The organism is Streptomyces sp. TLI_105 (assembly GCF_900105415.1).
Taxonomy (GTDB): Bacteria; Actinomycetota; Actinomycetes; order Streptomycetales; family Streptomycetaceae; genus Streptomyces.
The window spans coordinates 1,887,168-1,905,787 of the sequence record NZ_FNSM01000001.1; the positions used below are offsets into that span (position 1 = coordinate 1,887,168).

Annotated in this window: 15 protein-coding genes; 7 read left to right on the plus strand and 8 right to left on the minus strand. The window is 73.9% G+C overall.

Annotated elements, in window-relative coordinates; genetic code table 11:
• Window positions 1–63 precede the first annotated feature (63 nt).
• Entirely contained in the window at window positions 64–921 is an 858-nt protein-coding gene (locus tag BLW86_RS08675) for a phosphotransferase enzyme family protein (RefSeq protein WP_093873484.1), read from the plus strand.
• 45 nt (window positions 922–966) lie between these two features.
• Window positions 967–1,797: an alpha/beta fold hydrolase gene (locus BLW86_RS08680; RefSeq protein WP_093873485.1), complete on the plus strand. Its 831-nt coding sequence runs from the start codon at window positions 967–969 to the stop codon at window positions 1,795–1,797.
• Window positions 1,798–2,036: 239 nt separating this feature from the next.
• Here BLW86_RS08680 and BLW86_RS08685 read toward each other — a convergent pair whose 3' ends face one another.
• From BLW86_RS08685 to BLW86_RS08700, 4 genes are all read right to left on the minus strand, one after another.
• A complete protein-coding gene (locus tag BLW86_RS08685; protein WP_093873486.1) occupies window positions 2,037–2,759 on the minus strand; it encodes a 3'-5' exonuclease in 723 nt (240 codons plus the stop codon).
• A gap of 87 nt (window positions 2,760–2,846) precedes the next feature.
• Entirely contained in the window at window positions 2,847–4,151 is a 1,305-nt protein-coding gene (locus BLW86_RS08690; RefSeq protein WP_093873487.1) for an SAV2148 family HEPN domain-containing protein, read from the minus strand.
• A gap of 121 nt (window positions 4,152–4,272) precedes the next feature.
• Window positions 4,273–5,607: a copper amine oxidase gene (locus tag BLW86_RS08695; protein WP_093873488.1), complete on the minus strand. Its 1,335-nt coding sequence runs from the start codon at window positions 5,605–5,607 to the stop codon at window positions 4,273–4,275.
• A gap of 54 nt (window positions 5,608–5,661) precedes the next feature.
• On the minus strand, window positions 5,662–6,522 hold the full coding sequence (locus BLW86_RS08700) for a Tat pathway signal sequence domain protein (RefSeq protein ID WP_093873489.1): 861 nt from the start codon (window positions 6,520–6,522) through the stop codon (window positions 5,662–5,664).
• Between the two features lie 138 nt (window positions 6,523–6,660).
• Here BLW86_RS08700 and glgX point away from each other — a divergent pair, with 138 nt between their 5' ends.
• Complete coding sequence (gene glgX / locus BLW86_RS08705) at window positions 6,661–8,781, plus strand: glycogen debranching protein GlgX (RefSeq protein WP_093873490.1); 2,121 nt, start codon at window positions 6,661–6,663, stop codon at window positions 8,779–8,781.
• A gap of 80 nt (window positions 8,782–8,861) precedes the next feature.
• Here the strand turns inward: glgX and BLW86_RS08710 are convergent, their stop codons facing one another.
• Complete coding sequence (locus BLW86_RS08710) at window positions 8,862–10,076, minus strand: MFS transporter (protein WP_093873491.1); 1,215 nt, start codon at window positions 10,074–10,076, stop codon at window positions 8,862–8,864.
• Window positions 10,077–10,166: 90 nt separating this feature from the next.
• Between BLW86_RS08710 and treY the strand changes: the two genes are divergently transcribed.
• Window positions 10,167–12,485 (plus strand): malto-oligosyltrehalose synthase, encoded by a 2,319-nt coding sequence (gene treY, locus BLW86_RS08715; RefSeq protein ID WP_093878574.1) that lies wholly within the window; start codon window positions 10,167–10,169, stop codon window positions 12,483–12,485.
• 33 nt (window positions 12,486–12,518) lie between these two features.
• Window positions 12,519–13,079, plus strand: a complete 561-nt coding sequence (locus BLW86_RS08720) for a hypothetical protein (RefSeq protein ID WP_177181606.1) — start codon at window positions 12,519–12,521, stop codon at window positions 13,077–13,079.
• Here the strand turns inward: BLW86_RS08720 and BLW86_RS08725 are convergent.
• The 3 genes from BLW86_RS08725 to BLW86_RS08735 all read right to left on the minus strand — a co-directional run bounded on the left by BLW86_RS08725 (window position 13,057) and on the right by BLW86_RS08735 (window position 15,479).
• Window positions 13,057–13,539, minus strand: a complete 483-nt coding sequence (locus BLW86_RS08725; RefSeq protein ID WP_093873492.1) for a hypothetical protein — start codon at window positions 13,537–13,539, stop codon at window positions 13,057–13,059. The two genes, BLW86_RS08720 and BLW86_RS08725, sit on opposite strands and share 23 nt — an antisense overlap.
• Window positions 13,540–13,617: 78 nt before the next feature.
• Entirely contained in the window at window positions 13,618–14,808 is a 1,191-nt protein-coding gene (locus tag BLW86_RS08730) for a cytochrome P450 (protein WP_093873493.1), read from the minus strand.
• A gap of 122 nt (window positions 14,809–14,930) precedes the next feature.
• Window positions 14,931–15,479 (minus strand): DUF1707 and FHA domain-containing protein, encoded by a 549-nt coding sequence (locus tag BLW86_RS08735; protein ID WP_093873494.1) that lies wholly within the window; start codon window positions 15,477–15,479, stop codon window positions 14,931–14,933.
• A 275-nt stretch (window positions 15,480–15,754) separates the two neighbouring features.
• Here BLW86_RS08735 and BLW86_RS08740 point away from each other — a divergent pair, with 275 nt between their 5' ends.
• Window positions 15,755–16,711, plus strand: a complete 957-nt coding sequence (locus tag BLW86_RS08740; RefSeq protein WP_093878575.1) for a GNAT family N-acetyltransferase — start codon at window positions 15,755–15,757, stop codon at window positions 16,709–16,711.
• A 54-nt stretch (window positions 16,712–16,765) separates the two neighbouring features.
• On the plus strand, window positions 16,766–18,517 hold the full coding sequence (treZ, locus tag BLW86_RS08745) for a malto-oligosyltrehalose trehalohydrolase (RefSeq protein ID WP_093873495.1): 1,752 nt from the start codon (window positions 16,766–16,768) through the stop codon (window positions 18,515–18,517).
• Window positions 18,518–18,620 lie beyond the last annotated feature (103 nt).

The window sequence follows — 18,620 nt, forward strand, 5'->3', positions numbered from 1 at the left end:
TCTGCGGGACGAGCTGCGCGGATGGGAGACTTTGGCTCGAACGCACAGGTGAGGGAGAGGTCGATGGACGAGGCGCGGGCACGGGAGATCCTGGCCGGGGCGGGGCTGCCGGTCGCGGAGGCGGGGCTGCTCGCCCTCGGGGAGAACGCGGTCTTCGCGGTGGGCGATCTGGTGGTGAAGGTCGGCCGGGACGCGGAGCTGTTCGCGCGGGCCGAGCGGGAGCTCGCGCTGGCCTCCTGGCTGGAAACGGCGGGTGTTCCGGCCGTGCGGGCCGCCGAGGAGAAGCCCCGGCTCGTGGACGGTCATCCGGTCACGCTCTGGCACCGGCTGCCGGAGGCGGTGCGGCCGACGGAGCCCCGTGACCTGGCCCCGCTGCTGCGGGCCGTCCACGCGCTGCCGGAGCCGGAGGGGTTCGCGCTCCCCCGCCGTGAGCTGCTCGGTGGGGTCGAGCGGTGGCTGCGGCTCGCGGGGGACGCGATCGACCCGGCGGACGCGGCGTTCCTGCGGGAGCGGCGCGACTCCTTCGCCCCGGCGGCGGCCGCGCTCACCCCGCGCCTGTCTCCGGGCCCGATCCACGGGGACGCCCTCCCCCGGAACGTGCACGTGGGCCCCGACGGTCCGGTCCTGGTGGACCTGGAGACCTTCTCCTCGGACCTGCGCGAGCACGACCTCGTGGTACTCGCCCTCTCCCGGGACCGGTACGGCCTGGACCCGGCGGCGTACGAGGCCTTCACCGAGGCGTACGGCTGGGACGTCCGGGAGTGGGAGGGGTGTGCGGTCCTGCGCGGGGCGCGGGAGACCGCGAGCTGCGCGTGGGTGGCCCAGCACGCGCCCTCGAACCCGAAGGCGCTCGCCGAGTTCGAGCGGCGGGTGGCCTCGCTGCGGGACGACGACCCCGAGGTCCGCTGGTACCCGTTCTGACATCATGTCCTCGGCCGAACCGGTCCTGCCGAACGGGGTGTTGAGATGCGTGTCGAACTGTCCGAGGTGACCCTGGACGTCGAGGTGAGCGGGGAGGGGCCGGCCGTGCTGCTCGTGCACGGCTTCCCCGACAGCCACCATCTGTGGCGGCACCAGGTCGCGGCGCTGAACGCGGCCGGTTTCAGGACCGTCGCCCCCACCCTGCGGGGCTTCGGCGCCTCCGGCCGTCCCGAGGGCGGCCCGGCGGCGTACCACCCGGGCAAGCACGTCGGCGACCTGATCGAGCTCCTGGCCGGACTCGACCTGGACCGGGTCCATCTGGTCGGCCACGACTGGGGTTCGGGCATCGCCCAGGGTCTGACCCAGTTCTTCCCGGACCGGGTGCGGAGCCTGAGCATCCTTTCCGTGGGGCATCTGGCGTCGATCCGGGCCGCGGGCTGGGAGCAGAAGCAGCGCTCCTGGTACATGCTGCTGTTCCAGCTGGCCGGGCTCGCCGAGGACTGGCTCGCGCGGGACGACTTCGCCAACCTGCGGGAGATGCTCGGCGAGCACCCGGACGCGGAGGCGGTGATCGAGCCGCTGCGGGCGCCGGGCGCGCTGACGGCCGCGCTGGACATCTACCGGGCGGGCATCCCGCCGGAGGCTCAGTTCGGCGCCGACGCTCCGGTGGTCCCGCTGCCGGAGTCGGTGCCGGTGATGGGCGTGTGGTCGACCGGCGACCGTTTCCTCACCGAGCGCTCGATGTCCGGGACGGCCGAGTACGTGGCGGGGAGCTGGCGCTACGAGCGGGTCGAGGACGCGGGCCACTGGCTGCAGCTGGACCAGCCGGCGAAGGTGAGCGAACTGCTGCTCTCCTTCCTCAAGGAGCACTCCTGACGGGCTGGTTCCGGTCGATCGTCGTCGTTCCCGGGTGACCGCTTCCGTCGGACGGCCGACGAACGGACACGCCCGACCGGCAGCACCTCGCCGTCCGGACCGGCGCTCCCTTCCAGGCCGCGCGAACGGTACGGGCCGGCGCGTCCGGGGCGTCCCCGGGCTCACGCTCACGGTCCGCAGCGCCGCCGGCGGCGAGGCCGCACCTGACGCTGCCGCGGGGCTGATCCGGAAGGCGGCCCTCAGGCCGCCGCGACCGCCTCGCGCAGGGGCCACGTGGAGTCGACGACCGCCTCCGCGTCGCCCTTGCCGCGCAGGAAGGCCTGGAGGCCCTCGGCCCAGACGCGGTACCAGCCGATCTGGCGCTCGTGCAGCTCGGCCGGGTCCAGACCGGCCACCTGCGGGTGCCGCTCGGCTATCGCGACGGCGACCCGGACGGCGGCGAGGGCGTCGGCGGCGGCCTGGTGGGCGGCTTCGAGCACCACGCCGTACTCCCCGCAGACCGCCTCCAGGGTGCGCTTGCCGCGCCGGTAGCGGTCGACGGCCCGGTCGATGGTGTACGGATCGACGACCGGGCCGACGGCCGCCCCGCCGAGCCGCTCCTCGAGCGACGGCAGCCCGTGGCGGCGCAGCTCGGCGGCGAGGAGCGTGAGGTCGAAGGAGGCGTTGTACGCGACGACCGGGACGCCGTCCTCCCAGTACGCGGCGAGGGTCTGCGCGATCTCGTCGGCGACCTCGCGGACCGGCCGCCCCTCGGCCGCCGCGCGCTCGGTGCTGATGCCGTGGATCGCGGCGGCCTGCTCCGGGATGCGGATGCCCGGGTCGGCGAGCCAGTCCCGCCGCCGCCTGACCTGCCCACCGCCGTCGACCTCGACGATCGAGGCCGTGACGATCCGGGCCTCCAGCGGTTCGGTGCCGGTCGTCTCCAGGTCGAAGCCGACAAGGGTCGAGCCGTGCCAAGCCATCGGGTCCTCCTTACGTGATCTCCCCCGTGGTGCTGACCACCCTCGCACGCACCACTGACAACGCCCCCGGCCGCCCCCGGGGGCGGGTCAGGAGACGGGCCGGGAGTCGAGCCAGACCGACTCGAATTCTTCCCGATACGTCTCGAAAAGTCCGTGATCCCCGTCACGGGCGGACTGTCCGTGCCGGACGACGTTCCGTCCGCCGCCGCGCAGGACGAGGACCGGCGCCTCCATGCCCCGGGCCCGGCGCAGGTACGACTGGACGACGCCCACCCCGTCCGGTCCGTCGCCGTCCACCAGGTAGGCGGTGAAGCGCGGGGTCTCGTCGAAGACGTGGATCTGGAAGGCGCCCGGATCGCGCAGCTTCGAGCGGACCCGGCGCATGTGCAGGATGTTCATCTCGACCGAGCGGCTCAGCTCGCCCTTCTTCAGGCCGAGTTCGCGCTCGCGGCGCTTGACGGCGCTGCTCGCGGGGTTGAGGAAGAGGAGCCGGGTCCGACAGCCGGACTCGGCGAGCCGGACCATGCGGCGGCCGGAGAAGTTCTGCACGAGCAGGTTGAGGCCTATGCCGGTGGCGTCGAGGCGGCGGGCGCCGCCGAAGAGGTCCTCGGCGGGCAGCTGCCGCTGCAGCCGGACCCGGTCGGGATGGACGGAGACGACGTCCGCGTACCGGTCGCCGACGAGGTCCTCGACCGCGTCCACGGGCAGCCGGTCGGCGGACGGCACCCCGGCGCCACCGCCGAGGATCTCCAGGATGCGGGCGGAGGCCCGCTCGGACTGGGCGAGGACGGTCAGCGAGAGGGCCCGGTTGCGGGAGACCACGTTCCGCGTGACCTCCAGCTCGTCGAGGGCGAGCTCGACCTCGCGCCGGTCGTCGAAGTAGGGCTCGAAGCAGGGCCAGTGCTGCACCATCAGCTCGCGCAGCTGCGGCAGCGTGAGGAAGCTCAGCACGTTGTCGTCGGCCGGGTCCAGGAGGTAGCCCTTGCGCCGGGAGACCTCGCGGACGGCGACGGCCCGCTGGACCCATTCCTGGCCGGCGGGTCCGGCCGCGGCCACCACCCACTCCTCGCCGTGCACCGGTTCGTACACGGGTCGCAGGACGGCGGCGACCACGGCCCGCAGCCGCTGTTCGACGAGGTTCAGCCAGATGTAGGCGCGGCCGGCGCGCTGGGCCCGGGTGCGGACCTCGCTCCAGGCCTCGGGGCCCCAGTCGAGCTCCGCCCCTATCTCCACCGGCCGCCCGACGGTGACCGTGCCGGGCGGCACGGCCGCGCCCGGCGGCAGGGCGACGCCCGGCGGCACGGCCGTACCCGGCGGCGCCTCTGCGGGGTCGGCCGGACCCCCCTCGTGACCCGCGTCACCTGGGGGCAGCTCCAGACCTCCCGAGCTCACCCGCGCACCGCCTTCTGCTCCCGGACACCCGTTCCGGCGGACAGGATGACCATGTGACAACGATCAAGGAAGGGTACTCCGCGAGCGGGAGGCGGTGCAGCAGGATCGTCAGGCTGCTTCCTCAACTCCCCAGATCGGGCTGCCCGTTCTGGGAGGCGAGATCGGCCGGAGTGAGCGGATTCATAGCGGTTACGTCCCTGGGCGCGAGCTGGAAGCCCTGCCAGTGGACCGGCATCGGCTGCTGGTCCTCGTCCCGGGCGATGTGATGGAACCCGATGTTGACCCACACGGACGGTTTGGTCAGAGTCTCACCGTTGACCCATTTGTCCACGCTGTCACCGGCGCCGGCCGCGCAGCCGCCGATGTTGTTGCTCGCGAACTTCTCGCAGGCGCGGGACTGGGTGAAATACACGTCGTGCTTGGTGAAGCCGCGTCCCGCGTGGGTGTCGGTGTGGCCGGGCACGATCTCGTACGAGCGGGCGTGGCCGTCGGCGTTCTTGCCGGTGCCGCTGACCACCCGCCACCAGCGCATGTTCTTGGCGTCGCCGGCGAGTTCCTTGGTGACGACGGTGCGGGTGGTCTTCACGGTGGGTCCGCCGCCGCCGGTGGGGGCGGTGACGGTGGAGTCGAACTGCTCGATCCGGTCCTTGGTGGAGCCGTCCAGACCGAAGTCGAGCTTCCAGAAGACGTTGTGGGCGTGGCTGGTGGCGTAGCCGCGGGCGCCCTTGCCGAGGGGCCAGCCGCGTCCGTCGGTGGCGTTGTAGTCGACGGGCGAGAGGCTGCCGGTGGCTCCGACGTTGGCGCCGATGGTGCCGTCGGCGGTGAAGCGCCACTCGGTGATGTACTCGTACCAGCCGACCTTGTTGACGGTGTAGACGAGCAGGTCCTTGGCCTGGGCCTGCCAGACCTTGGACCCGCTGTCGCTGGCCACGCGGTACGCGTGCCCGCGCGCCCGCGTGGTGGTGCACAGGCCCTTGACGTCGCCGACCTCGGGCACCTTGACGGTGGTGAGGGTGCCGCCGGGGCACTCTGCCGGTTTGAGGTTCTGCAGGCCCCAGCCGAAGCCGGCGCCGGTGAGGTCGTCGTACTCGGCGCCGCCGTCGTCGTACGGCACGTGGATCTGGGCGAGCCGGGCGCTGTTGAGGACGGGGATGGGCGCGGCGGCGCCGGGCGGCTGGTAGGTGACGCGGTCGAGCGTGAGCCCGGCGTCGGTGTCGTACCGCCAGCACATGCGCCAGGTGGTGCCGCCGTCGAGCTTCTGCGTGATGCGGTACGCGGCCGAGCAGTCGGGCGTCGTCGTGGCGCGCGCCGGGCGTGTCGGGGCCGGCGGGTTGGGGGCGGCGACGGCGCCGCCCACGGGGCCTGCGGCGGCCGTGGCGGTGCCGAGCAGGGCGGCGGCGGTCAGGACGGCGCCCCGTTTGCGGGTGCGCCCGTTCCGGATTCGCTGGATGGACATGGGGACGTACTCCCTCGTACGTGTCGTGAGGCTGTGGAGTGGCCGGGCCGGTGGTCAGCCGACGCGGGTGACGGTCCTCGCGGAGAGGTCGACGATCAGGTTCCGGGTGTCGATCCAGGCCCCGTTGAGGACCTTGGTGACGAGCCGGACGCACCGGTGCTCCCCGCAGCGGGCGAGCGCAGGGGGCACATGGGACTCGCGGTAGGTGCGGTAGACGTCGCCGTTGAACCACAGCTGCTTGCCGGAGGTCAGCTCCTTGCCGGTGGCGTCCTTGTAGTCCTCCTTGACGCCCTTGCCGAGCGGGCTCGCGAGGATCAGCTCCAGGGCCTCGCGCAGCTCCTCGGGGTGGGCGGAGGGCTGGACCCCGCGCTGGGCTCCGGAGCTCTCGACCTTGCCGGTGTCGAGGTTGACGGTCTTGGTGATGAGCTCGTCCCGCCCGTAGTCGTAGAGGCGGACCTCGGCGCGGCGCGAGGCGTCGCCCGTGATCGGGTCGGCGAGCCGGGTGCCGAGGCGCTGGGGGCCCCGGCCGCCCGTGACGTCCTGCTGGGCGGAGGCGGCGGGCGGGGTCAGCGCCAGCGCCTCGGCCCGGGCGAGCTCGTCGTCCGTGAGCGGGTCGCCTCCGACGCCCTTCTCCCCCTCGGCCGCGGGCGGGACCACGGTGGCCGGCCGCGGCGCGGAGCCCGTGGCCCCCTCTCCGGTCTCCCCCTGCCCGGCGGCACCGGCCGAGCCGTCGCCCGCCGTCGCACCGGGGACTCCGGCGGCACCGGCGACTCCGGTGGATCCCGCCGTTCCGGCGGAATCGTTCGCTCCTGCTGATCCCGGCAGGCCGATCGCGACCGCGACGGCGGTTCCCGTCACCGCCATGGCCGCTCCGGCCACCACCTTCCCCAGGTGGCGGCGCGCTATTTCGTACACACTTCCCCCTCTGTCCCCCTCTTGGTCTGCGGTCACCCGGTAGGACGGGGCGAAGTCCTAGGAGGTTGCCACTCTTTCGGGCAGGATCTGGCCGAAGAAGACCTACAAAACCCGGACAGAAGAGGAAGAGTCGTATCCATGCAGGTCTGGCCGGGACAGGCGTACCCCTTGGGCGCCACCTATGACGGAGCGGGAACCAACTTCGCGGTCTTCTCGGAGGCCGCCCACAGGATCGAGCTGTGTCTGCTGCACGACGACGGCTCGGAGACGGCGGTGGAACTGCGCGAGACCGACGCGTTCGTGCGACACGCCTATCTGCCGGGCGTGATGCCCGGTCAGCGGTACGGGTTCCGCGTGCACGGCCCGTACGCACCGGAACGCGGGCTGCGCTGCAACGCGGCGAAGCTGCTGCTCGACCCGTACGCCCGCGCGGTGTCGGGGCAGATCAAGTGGGGAGAGGCGGTCTACGGCTACCCGTTCGGGCGGCCCGACGCACGCAACGACCTCGACTCGGGCCCGCACACCATGACCTCGGTCGTGGTCAACCCGTACTTCGACTGGGGCGACGACCGGCGCCCCCGCACCGAGTACCACCACACGGTGATCTACGAGGCCCATGTGAAGGGCCTCACGATGCTCCACCCGGACCTTCCGGAGGAGCTGCGCGGGACGTACGCGGGGCTCGCGCACCCGTCGGTCATCGGCCATCTGAAGGACCTGGGCGTGACCGCACTCGAACTGATGCCCGTTCACCAGTTCGTGAACGACCACCGGCTCGTGGACGCGGGGCTCTCCAACTACTGGGGCTACAACACGATCGGCTTCTTCGCCCCCCACAACGCCTACGCGTCCTGGGGCGACCGGGGCCAGCAGGTCCTGGAGTTCAAGTCGGCGGTCCGGGCGCTGCACCAGGCGGGCATCGAGGTCATCCTCGACGTGGTCTACAACCACACAGCCGAGGGCAACCACCTGGGCCCGACGCTCTCCTTCCGGGGCCTGGACAACCCCTCGTACTACCGGCTCGCGAACGACCGCCGGTACCACATGGACACCACCGGCACCGGGAACTCGCTGCTCATGCGCTCCCCGCACGTGCTCCAGCTGATCATGGACAGCCTGCGGTACTGGGTGACCGAGATGCACGTGGACGGTTTCCGCTTCGACCTGGCGGCCACCCTGGCCCGCCAGTTCCACGAGGTGGACCGGCTGTCCTCGTTCTTCGACCTGGTGCAGCAGGACCCGGTGGTCAGCCAGGTGAAGCTGATCGCCGAGCCGTGGGACGTGGGCGAGGGCGGCTACCAGGTGGGCAACTTCCCACCGCTGTGGACCGAGTGGAACGGCAAGTACCGGGACTGCGTGCGGGACCTGTGGCGCGGCGAGCCGCGCACCCTCGCGGAGTTCGCCTCCCGGCTGACCGGCTCCTCCGACCTGTACCAGGACGACGGGAGGCGCCCGCTCGCCTCGGTCAACTTCGTCACCTGCCACGACGGCTTCACCCTGCGCGACCTCGTCTCGTACAACGACAAGCACAACGAGGCGAACGGCGAGGGCAACCGGGACGGCGAGAGCTACAACCGCTCCTGGAACTGCGGGGCGGAGGGCGAGACCGAGGACGTCGGGATCGCCGAGTTGCGCGCCCGCCAGACGCGCAACTTCCTCGCCACGCTGATGCTCTCGCAGGGCGTGCCGATGCTCAGCCACGGCGACGAGTTCGGGCGGACGCAGGGCGGCAACAACAACGCGTACTGCCAGGACAACGAGGTCTCCTGGGTGCAGTGGCCGAAGGAGAACGGCGAGGCGGAGTCCACGCTCCTGCGGTTCACCCAGGCGATGGTCCGGCTGCGCCGGGACCATCCGGTCTTCCGGCGCCGCCGCTTCTTCCACGGCAGGCCTGTGGAGGGCACCCACGACGAGCTGACCGACATCGCCTGGTTCACGCCCGAGGGCGAGGAGATGACCTCCCGCGACTGGCAGGCGGCGCACGCCCAGGCGCTGACCGTCTTCCTCAACGGCAACGCCATCTCGGAGCCGGGCCCGCAGGGTGAGCGGATCGCCGACGACTCCTTCCTGCTGATGTTCAACGCCTCCTCGAAGGAGCTGGAGTTCGCGGTGCCGGACAGCCACGGGCGCTGCTGGCGCATGGTGGTGGACACCTCGGACCCGGAGGGCATGCCGCCGCGGGAGGGCCCGGAGCTCGCCGGCGGCGAGCGGGTGACGCTGGCGCCGCTCAGCCTGACCGTGCTGCGCCGGCCGGCCTGAGGTCCCGTACGGGGGTCAGGCGACCGGCCTGGTCCTTGCACGGGGGCAGGCGACCGGGCTGAGTTCCCGTACGGGGAGGGTCAGGCGACCGGCCTGAGTTCCCGTACGGGAGGGGTGACCCGGACCGTCCAGGAGAGCACCGCGCAGGCCACGGCCGCCCCCACCGCCACCGCGAAGGCGGCGGGGGCGCCGTGGCCTTCGGCGAGCCGACCGGAGAGGGCGAGGGCGAGGGCCTGACCGCCCACGATCCCGCTGGTGAGGAAGGCCATCGACTCGGCGAGCCGGGCAGCCGGCACGGTCCGCTCGGTGAGCCCGAAGACGGTGATCAGGTGCGGGGCGTAGGCGGCCCCGAGGACGACGACGACCGCGTACAGCGCGGCCAGGGAGTCCACCAGGAGCAGCGGCGCGGAGAGGACGACGAGCCCGGCGGTGGCGGCGCGCCAGCGGGTCGCGAGGCCGATCCGGGCGGGCACGGCGGCCATGGAGAGGCCGACGGCGGCGCTCATGACGCCCATGGCCGCGTAGACGAGCCCGGCCTGGGCGGGCGCGCCCAGCTCCTCGGTGAGGGCGGTGATCCCGGCCTGCGAGGCGCCGAACATGGCGCCCTGGAGGACCATCGTGCCGCGCAGGGCGTACGCGGATCCCGGCAGCCGCGTCCGTTCGGCGGCACCCGTACGAGTGGAGACGACGGGCGCGGGGGCCCGGGCCGTCGGGTGGAGGGCGAAGGCCGTCCCGCAGCCGGCGAGCAGCAGCGCCGCCAGGAGGAGCGCGGCGGCGGGGTGGGCGAGGGCGGCGGCCAGTCCGACGAGGGCCGGGCCGAGGACGAAGGAGACCTCGTCGAGGGTGCCCTCGAAGGAGAGGACCGCGCCGACGAGCCGGTCGTCCGCGCCGGAGCGACGGGCGAGGGCCACGGAGCGGGTCCGGGCGAGCGGCCCGACCTGCGGGACGGTGGCCCCGGCGAGCGCCCCGAGCGCCATGAGCGGGCCGGTGGCGGCCTCGGCGAGGGCGGCGAGGACCAGGGCGGTGACGGCGACCGCGTTGGCGAGGGAGGCCGCGAGGACGATCCCGCGCTGACCGTGCCGGTCGGCGAGCCGGCCGATGACGGGCCCGGCGACGGTCTGTCCGGCGGCGAGCGCGCCGCCCGTGAGGCCCGCGGTGGCGAGCGAGCCGCTGGTCTCCGCGACCAGGAGCAGACTGCCGAGCTGGCACATGGCGGTGGGCAGCCGACCGAGGAAGGAGACGACGGGCAGGGCGGGGCCGAGCAGGGACAGCGTGTCGCGATACGTCCGAAGCATCACGCGAACGTAACGCGATGCACTCGAACGGGTGCATGGGGCGATGACACAGAAGCCTTCCCGCGGGGTACGTACGTTCGCATGACGCCCATTCCACCCACCTCGACCTATCGGCTGCAGCTCCAGCCGGACTTCCCGTTCGCGGCCGCCGAGCGCGCCGTGCCGTACCTGGCCGGCCTCGGGGTCTCGCATCTCCACCTCTCCCCCGTCCTGGAGGCGGTGCCCGGCTCGACCCACGGCTACGACGTCACCGACCACCGCTCGGTCCGGGCCGAACTGGGCGGCGAGGAGGGGCTGCGGGCCCTGGCGGCGACCGCGCGGGCGCACGGCCTCGGGCTCGTCGTGGACCTGGTGCCCAACCACATGGCGGCCTCCCCGCGCCACAACCACGCGCTGCGCGCCGTGCTCCGCGAGGGCCCCGACTCGCCGTACGCCCGCTGGTTCGACATCGACTGGCGCGCCGGGGACGGCCGGGTGCTGCTCCCCGTGCTGCCCGCGCGGCTCCCGGAGGTGCGGGACCGCTTCCGGGTCTCCGGCGGGTCCCTGCACCTGGACGGCCAGGAGTTCCCGCTCCGCGCGGGCACCGAGGGGCTGCCGCTCGACGAGCTGCTCGACGCCCAGTGGTACCGGCTCGGTTGGTGGCGACTCGCCCGCACCGAGCTCGGCTACCGCCGCTTCTTCACCATCTCGGACCTGATCGGGGTGCGGGTGGAGGACCCCGAGGTGTTCGCGGCGAGCCACGCGAAGATCGTGGAGCTGGTCGCGGACGGGGTGATCGAGGGGCTGCGCATCGACCACCCGGACGGACTCGCCGACCCGCAGGGCTATCTGGAGGACCTGGCGGCGGCGACCGGCGGGCGGTGCTGGACGGTCGTCGAGAAGATCCTCACGGGGTCCGAGACGCTGCCCGCCGCCTGGCCCGTCGCGGGCACCACCGGGTACGACGCGCTTCGACAGCTCGACGGCGTCTTCACCGATCCGGTGGGCGCCGACGAACTGGCCGATCTCTACCGGGAGTTCGTGGGCAAGGCCGGGGACCGGGGCGGCCGCTGGGAGGCGACCGCGCACCGCGCCGCGTACGAGGTGGTCGGCCATGACCTGGCCGCCGAGACGGCCGCGCTGACCCGGATCGCCGGCCGGATCTGCGCCGCCGACCCCGAGCTGCGGGACCACGCCCCCTGGGCGCTGCGCACCGCGATCCGGGAGCTCCTCGTCCGGGTCCCCGTCTACCGCCCCTACCGGACCGGCGGCGAGGAGGTGCTGACCCCGGAGGCGGCGCGCGGCGCGAAGGCCGCGTTCGCGGTGCCGGAGGAGGCGACGGCGGTCGACGCCGTACGGGACCTGGCGCTCGGGAAGCGCGGCGACGGGCCCGAACACCGGGCGTTCCGCGCGCGGTTCGCGCAGACCTCGTCCGCGCTGCGGGCCAAGTCCGTGGAGGACACCGCCTTCTACCGGTACGCCCCGCTGCTCTCCGCGAACGAGGTCGGCGGCGACGCGGGGCGACCGGCGGTGCCGGTGGAGGAGTTCCACGCGTACTGCCTGCGGATCGCCCGGGACTGGCCCGACACCGGCACCGTGCTCTCCACGCACGACACCAAGCGCAGCGCGGACGTCCGGGCCGGGATCGCGGTGCTCGCCCAGTGCCCGGAGGTGTGGGCGGAGCTCCTCGCGGAGGTCGCCGGGGTGCCCGCGCCCGATCCGCACGTGGCGTGGACGGCCTGGCAGACGGCCTTCGGCCTCGGCACCCCGGACCCGGACCGGCTGGTCCCCGCGATCCTCAAGTCCGTGCGGGAGGCGGGGCTCCGGACCAGCTGGACGGAGCCGGACGAGGAGTACGAGCGGGCGGTGGCCGAGTTCGCGGCGGCCGGGCCCGGCCGGATCCCGCTCAGGACGGCCTCGGAGGCCGCCTTCGCCCTGGAGCCGCACATCCGGGCGCACGCGCTCGGGGCCGCGCTCGCCCAGCTGACGATGCCGGGGGTGCCGGAGCTGTACCAGAACACGGAGCGGGAGTACCGGGCGCTCGTCGACCCGGACAACCGGGCGCCGTTCGCGGCCGGTCCCGAGGACGAGCGGACCGCGCTGGTGCGGGCGGCGCTGCGGCTGCGGCGCGCGCACCCGGAGGCCTTCGGGGCGGGCGGCACATACGTGCCTCTGGCGGCGGAGGGCCCGGCGGCCGCGCACTGTCTGGCCTTCGCCCGCTCCGGCCGGGTGGTGACGGCCGTGACCCGGCTCTCCCTGCGGCTCGCCCAGGCGGGCGGCTGGCAGGACACGGAGCTGGTGCTGCCCGAGGGGCGGTGGATCGACGCGCTCGACGGGGTGCGGGAGTTCACGGGCGGTCCGGCGACGGAGGTGAAGCTGGCGGAACTGTTCGCGGAGCGGCCGGTGGCGCTGCTCGCCCGGCTGGAGTGAGCGGACCGCCGCGCCCATGGCAAGCTGATGATCATGACAAAGGATCAAACAGGCCGGCTCATAGGCGGTGCCTTCGGGCTCGTGTTCATCCAGGCCAACGCGGGCACCTTGCCGACGGCGGTCGCCACACCGCTGCGACTGCTCGCCCTCGCGGCCTTCCTCGGCCTGGTCCTGTTCGGGCGCCGACGCCGGGCGGTGCCGGCGGCCGCCGCGGGCGCCGGCACCGGGTTCGGCCGACGCTACTGGTACGTGGTGGCGGCGGAGGTCCTCGGGCTCGCGGCCGGGCTCCTGGTGATCAGCCGTGTGCTGCACGCCCCGCAGGCGGCCGTGGGCTGGATCGCCTTCGTGGTCGGCGTGCACTTCTTCGGCCTGGCGGTGGCCTGGCGCAGACCCGCGCTCCACGTGCTCGCCGCCGCGCTCACCGCCTGCGGGGCGGCGGGCCTGGTGCTGGCCGCGCTCGACGCCCCCGTCGTCGCCGTCCGCGTGACCGCCGGGGTCCTCCCCGGCGCCCTTCTGCTCGCGTCGGTCTGGCGGCCGGGTCGTACGGACCCGGCCGCGCCGACCACCCGGGTCAGGAGCGGGACGCTCGGCTGACCTCGCACTTGGTGTACTCGGAGCCGTCGCCGGATCCCGTGTACGGGGTGGTCAGTTCGACGCTCTGGGAGGCGCCCGCCGTGACGGCGACGGCGGTCTTCGTCGCGGTGGCCGGGACGGCGGTGCCGCCGGCGTCGCCGGTGAACTTCATCGTGACGTCGTAGTCGTAGTCCAGCAGGCCGTCGTTCTTGATGGTGACCCGGGCGACGAGGTTCTTGGTGGCCTCGTCGTACTTGCACTCGCCGATCGTGACGTCGCGCACGGCCTTGTTCGAGCTGCCGGTGCCGCCGGACACGGAGCCGCCGGAGCTGCTGCCCGTGGTGCCGTCGTTGTCGCTGTGGCTGCTGCTGTGGCTGCCGGAGCTGCCGCCGCAGCTTCCGCCGTGCGAGCCGCGGGCACCCGTCAGGGCGACGACCGCGATGCCGAAGACGGCGATCGCGCGGACATGACGCATCTTCATTTTTGAAACCCCGTGGAAAGTGGTGGAACGGGCGCCCGTTGACGAGCGCACGTCACCCTAACAGCGGTCGGGGGCCGCTCAGCCGCCCGGCCGGACGATCAGGTTCCGCGGGGCGCGCGTGATGAGGCCCGTGAAGGTGGGGCGGAAGCCGTCGGCGAGACGCAGGCGGGGCATGGCCGTGAAGAGGGCGCGCAGGGCGTACTCCGCTTCGAGCCCGGCGAGGAGGACCGCCGGACAGAAGCCCGCCCCGTAGGTGAGCTGGTCCGGGTCGTCGCGGAACGGATCGAAGCGGTCGGGCTCGCGGAAGCGTTCGGGATCGCGGCCCGCCGAGCCGACGAGCAGGGCGACGGACGCGCCCGCCGGGACGACGCCGCCGCTCACCGGCACCTCGGCGCCGGTGCGGCGCACCGCGATCTGCACGGGCGGGTCCCGGCGCAGCGACTCGGTCCAGGCGCGGGCGACGAGACCGGCGGGTGCGTCGCGGAGGGCGGCGACCTGGTCGGGGTCGGCGAGGACGTTGCCGAGGAAGGAGGCGAGCGCCTTCTCCCGTACGGCGATCTGGCCGCCGCACTCCCCCGCGAGCGCGCCCGCCGCCCGGCCGCGGACGAGCCGCATCATGTCGCGGTAGGGCACGCCGACGGCCGCGGCGACGGTGCCGGCCGGCAGCCAGTGGCAGAAGTCGGCGACCAGGTCCGCCTGGGACCGTTCGGCGATCCGGCGGGCCAGGACGTAGGCGGTGCGTTCGGTGACCTCGCGCAGGGCCTCGACGTCGACGTCGACATGGGCCCGCGCGCACGGCGGGTCGCCGGGCCGGTGCCCGTGCGTGAAGCGTTCGTCGGTGAGCGCGGCGGCCACGTCCGCGTACCGGCTGAGGACCCAGGCCCGCAGCAGCGGGTCGTACGTGAGCGGGAACTCCTCGCGCAGGGTCCGGTGGATCCCGTGCGGGTCCAGCGAGGCGCCGGGGTCGAGGGGGCTCGGCGCGACGGTCCGTCCACCGGGCGGGAAGGGCCCGGCGGTCGGGTCGGCCAGGGTCCGTACGCGTCCGGGGACGGCCGGCCGGCCGGTGCCGGGGGCACGGGCCGGGATGCCGGCCCCGGAGGCGGCAGGGACGTCGGCCGGGGGCCCGCCGGCCCGGGCCGGCTTCGTGGGGGCCGCGGCCGACGGTGTCGCCGGAGTCATCGACGGCAGTCGTGTCCAGGGGTCCCCGGACTCCTCCGGCCGCTCGCTCCGTATGCCCCGGTCCGGCTCGTGGTTCGGCGCGTCGCTCATCTCGCCCCCTGCTCGATCGGCGGTGGGTGCCGCGGCCGGAGATCGTGGCGCGCGTCCGCCCAGCCCATCACCGCGGGGCCCGCGCCGCCCGCCATGTACCGCCGAACGGGTGAACGCGGGGGTCAGTCGTGCGACAGCCGGAAGGACATCTGGCCGAAGCCGACCACGTCCCCCGGCCGCACGACCACGGCGCCGGTGACCCGCCGTCCGTTGACGGTGGTGCCGTTGGTCGAGCCGAGGTCGCGCAGCACCCACATCCCGCCCTGCAGCGAGAGTTCGGCGTGCAGCCGGGAGGCCGTCTCGTGACTGAGCCGCAGCCCGTTGACCGGGTCGCGCCCGATCCGCAGCGGGTACGGGCCGGGGCGCGGCAGCAGCAGCTTCGGGAGCCGCTCCGCGCTCCAGGCCCGCCCGATCCGCGCCGTGAACGCGGACATCCGCTCCACCGCGCCGACCACCCGCCGGGTCCAGGTGCCCTCGGTCCGCAGGTCGGCGGTGAGCAGGGCGAGTTCGTCCGGCCGGCGGGCCTGGAGCGCGCGCTCCATCCGGAAGAGGAAGGTGTCGTGCGAGAGGCGGCCCTGGGCGGCACCCTCACGGAGCAGCACCAGCGCGCGGTCCCGCTCGGCGTCGGTCAGCCGAGGGGAGTTCGCCGGAAGCTCGAAAGGGGTCGTCACATCCGAGATTGTCGGTCCGTCGCCCCCGACGTGTCCAGAAGGGCCGCTGACCTGGAAACTCCGTACCGGCGGGAGCGGGATCGCTGTTACGGTCTGCGGTCCTCGCACCAGAGACCCCAGGGGGCCCCGACGTGACCACGTCTTCTTCGTCCACGCACGACCAGCACCACGAGCACGACCCGCACCACGAGCACGCCGAACATCACGAGCACGACCCGCACGACGCCGGGCACGACACCGCCGCCGCCTCGCCCTCCCCCTCCCTCGTCCCCGGCCTGTACGTCCGCCGGCTCGCCGGACCGGAGGAGCTCGACCTCTTCCTCCGCCTCACGTACTCGCTCGACCACGAGCTCGCCGACGACCTGGCCGCCGGCCGTCGCCTGCCCTCGTGGATGTGGGTGGCGCTCGACGGCGACCGGCTCCTCGGCCGGGTCGCCTGGTGGACGAACACCGCCGGCGCCGAACCGCAGATGCTGGACTTCTTCGACCTCGCCCCGGAGCTGTCCACCGAGGAGCGCGCCGAGGTGGGCCTGCGGCTCCTGGGGACGGCGACGGCCGTGATGTTCCCGGCGGGCGCGCCGCGCCCCGAGTACATACGGTTCCTTCCGGCCGACTGGCGCGAGGTCCCCGAGACCCGGTCCCTCCTGGAGTCCCTGTTCTCCGTCCTGGAGCGCACGGGCGCCCGCCCGCTGGTCGAGCGGCTGCGCCTGGAGTGGCGCCCCGGCACCCCCGTACCGGAGCCGACGGGCCGTCTGGAGTTCCGTCCCGTCAAGGACCGCGAGGACCTCCTCGCGCTGATGACGCCGGTGATGGAGGGCACGCTCGACGCGCACGGCCGGGCCGATCTGACCTCCGGCCTGTCGGCGCGGGAGGCGGCGGAACTGCACCACGACGAGGAGCTCGCGCTCTACGCCTCGCCGCGCGAGTGGTGGCGCATCGCCGAACTGCCGGGGAGCGGCGAGCCGGTCGGCTTCGTCGTGCCCGCGCGGAACAACTACCACCACATCATCGCGTACGTCGGTGTGCTGCCCGCCCACCGCGGGCACGGGTACATCGACGACATCCTGGCGGAGGGGACCCGGATCCTGGCCGCCGCCGACGTGCCCCGGATCCGTGCGGCGACGGACCTGGGGAACGTGCCGATGGCGGCGTCCTTCGCCCGCGCGGGCTACGTGGCGTTCGAGCGCGCGATCAACTACGTGTGGGACGCGCCGGGCGAGTCGGGGTCCTGACTGCCAGGATGGTCGCGGTGGTGGAGTGACTGGACCGTCGACGAGGGGATTCCCGTGCTCTTCGAGGTGTGGGCGCCGAGCGCCCGTGACCGGGTGACGCTGGAGCTGAACGGCTCCGCCCATCCCCTGGACCGGGACGCCGAACGGGACGGCTGGTGGTCGGGCGTGGTGCCCGCCGAGGACGGCGACCGGTACGGCTTCTCGCTCGACGGCGGGCCCGTGCTGCCCGACCCGCGCTCGCGGAGGCTGCCCGACGGGCCCGACGGGCTGAGCGCGGTCGTCGACCACTCGGCGTACGCCTGGCGCCGGCCGTCCCCGCGGCTGCGGCTGCGCGGCGCCGTCCTGTACGAGCTGCACGTCGGCACCTTCACCCCGGAGGGCACGCTCGACGCGGCGGCCGCGCGGCTCGGGGAGCTCGCGGGCCTCGGCATCACCCATGTGGAGCTGATGCCGCTGTGCCCGTTCCCCGGGGTGTGGGGCTGGGGGTACGACGGGGTGGCCCCGTGGGCGGTCCACGAGCCGTACGGCGGTCCTGAGGCACTGAAGCGGTTCACGGACGCGGCGCACGGCCTCGGCATGGGCGTGGTCCTCGACGTGGTGCACAACCACCTGGGCCCGTCGGGGAACCACCTCCCGTCCTTCGGGCCGTACTTCACGGACACCCACCACACGCCGTGGGGCGCCGCGGTGAACCTGGACGCGCCGGGCTCGGACGAGGTACGGGCGTACTTCCTGGGGAGCGCGCTCGCCTGGCTGCGGGACTACCGGATCGACGGGCTGCGGCTCGACGCGGTGCACGCCCTCGCCGACACGCGGGCGCTGACCTTCCTGGAGGAACTGTCGGCGGCCGTGGACGAGTTGGCGAAGGAGCAGGGCCGCCAGCACTTCCTGATCGCCGAGTCCGACCTCGCCGACCCGCGCACGACCACCCCGCGCACGCTGGGCGGTCTCGGCATCCACGCCCAGTGGAACGACGACTTCCACCACGCCCTGCACACCGCCCTGACCGGCGAGTCCCAGGGCTACTACGCCGATTTCGCGCGCGCCCCGATGGCGGCGCTCGCCAAGACGCTCACCCGCGTCTTCTTCCACGACGGCACGTACTCCGCCTTCCGCGGCCGCCACCACGGGCGCCCGGTGGACCGGGAGCGCACCCCCGCCCACCGCTTCCTGGGGTACGCGCAGACGCACGACCAGATCGGCAACCGGGCCCTCGGCGACCGCCTCTCCGCCTCGCTATCCCCCGGGCTGCTCGCCTGCGCGGCGACGCTCGTCCTCACCGGCCCCTCGGTGCCGATGCTGTTCATGGGCGAGGAGTGGGGGGCGAGCACGCCCTGGATGTACTTCACCGACCACACCGATCCGGAGCTCGCGGAGGCCGTGCGGCAGGGCCGGAAGCGGGAGTTCGCCGCGCACGGCTGGTCCGAGGACGAGGTCCCCGACCCCCAGGAGCCGGCCACCCGAGACCGCTCGGTCCTCGACCGCGGCGAACGCGAGCGGGACCCGCACAAGCGGCTCCTCGCCTGGCACCGTCAGCTCATCGCGCTGCGCCGCACCCTGCCCGACCTGACGGACCCGGACCTGGCGGGTGTGAAGGTGGCCTTCGACGAGGAGGCCCGCTGGCTGGTCTTCCGGCGCGGGGACCTGCGGGTGGCCGTGAACCTGGGCAAGGAGCCGACGGTGATCCCCCTCGGCTCCAACGGCCGCGACCGGGTGCTGGCCTCCTGGGACCCGGTCGAGCCGCCGGCGGCGGACGGACTCCTCACCCTTCCCGGCGAGTCGGCGATCGTCCTCACGGACGGCTGACCCTCCCCCGGCGGCCTGTCCTCGCTGCGGCTTCCGCCCGCGCTGCTCGCCGCCTCCGCCGCCTGGTTCCTGCGCCCACGCCCGACCGCAGCGCCCGGCTGCT

What these genes read in the sequence shown, in the direction of transcription:
- BLW86_RS08695 (WP_093873488.1), bottom strand. Translation starts at nt 5,607, where the DNA reads ATGTCCATCCAGCGAATCCGGAACGGGCGCACCCGCAAACGGGGCGCC.
- BLW86_RS08685 (WP_093873486.1), bottom strand. Translation starts at nt 2,759, where the DNA reads ATGGCTTGGCACGGCTCGACCCTTGTCGGCTTCGACCTGGAGACGACC.
- BLW86_RS08725 (WP_093873492.1), bottom strand. Translation starts at nt 13,539, where the DNA reads ATGAAGATGCGTCATGTCCGCGCGATCGCCGTCTTCGGCATCGCGGTC.
- BLW86_RS08720 (WP_177181606.1), top strand. Translation starts at nt 12,519, where the DNA reads ATGACAAAGGATCAAACAGGCCGGCTCATAGGCGGTGCCTTCGGGCTC.
- glgX (WP_093873490.1), top strand. Translation starts at nt 6,661, where the DNA reads ATGCAGGTCTGGCCGGGACAGGCGTACCCCTTGGGCGCCACCTATGAC.
- BLW86_RS08730 (WP_093873493.1), bottom strand. Translation starts at nt 14,808, where the DNA reads ATGAGCGACGCGCCGAACCACGAGCCGGACCGGGGCATACGGAGCGAG.
- BLW86_RS08710 (WP_093873491.1), bottom strand. Translation starts at nt 10,076, where the DNA reads ATGCTTCGGACGTATCGCGACACGCTGTCCCTGCTCGGCCCCGCCCTG.
- BLW86_RS08675 (WP_093873484.1), top strand. Translation starts at nt 64, where the DNA reads ATGGACGAGGCGCGGGCACGGGAGATCCTGGCCGGGGCGGGGCTGCCG.
- BLW86_RS08680 (WP_093873485.1), top strand. Translation starts at nt 967, where the DNA reads ATGCGTGTCGAACTGTCCGAGGTGACCCTGGACGTCGAGGTGAGCGGG.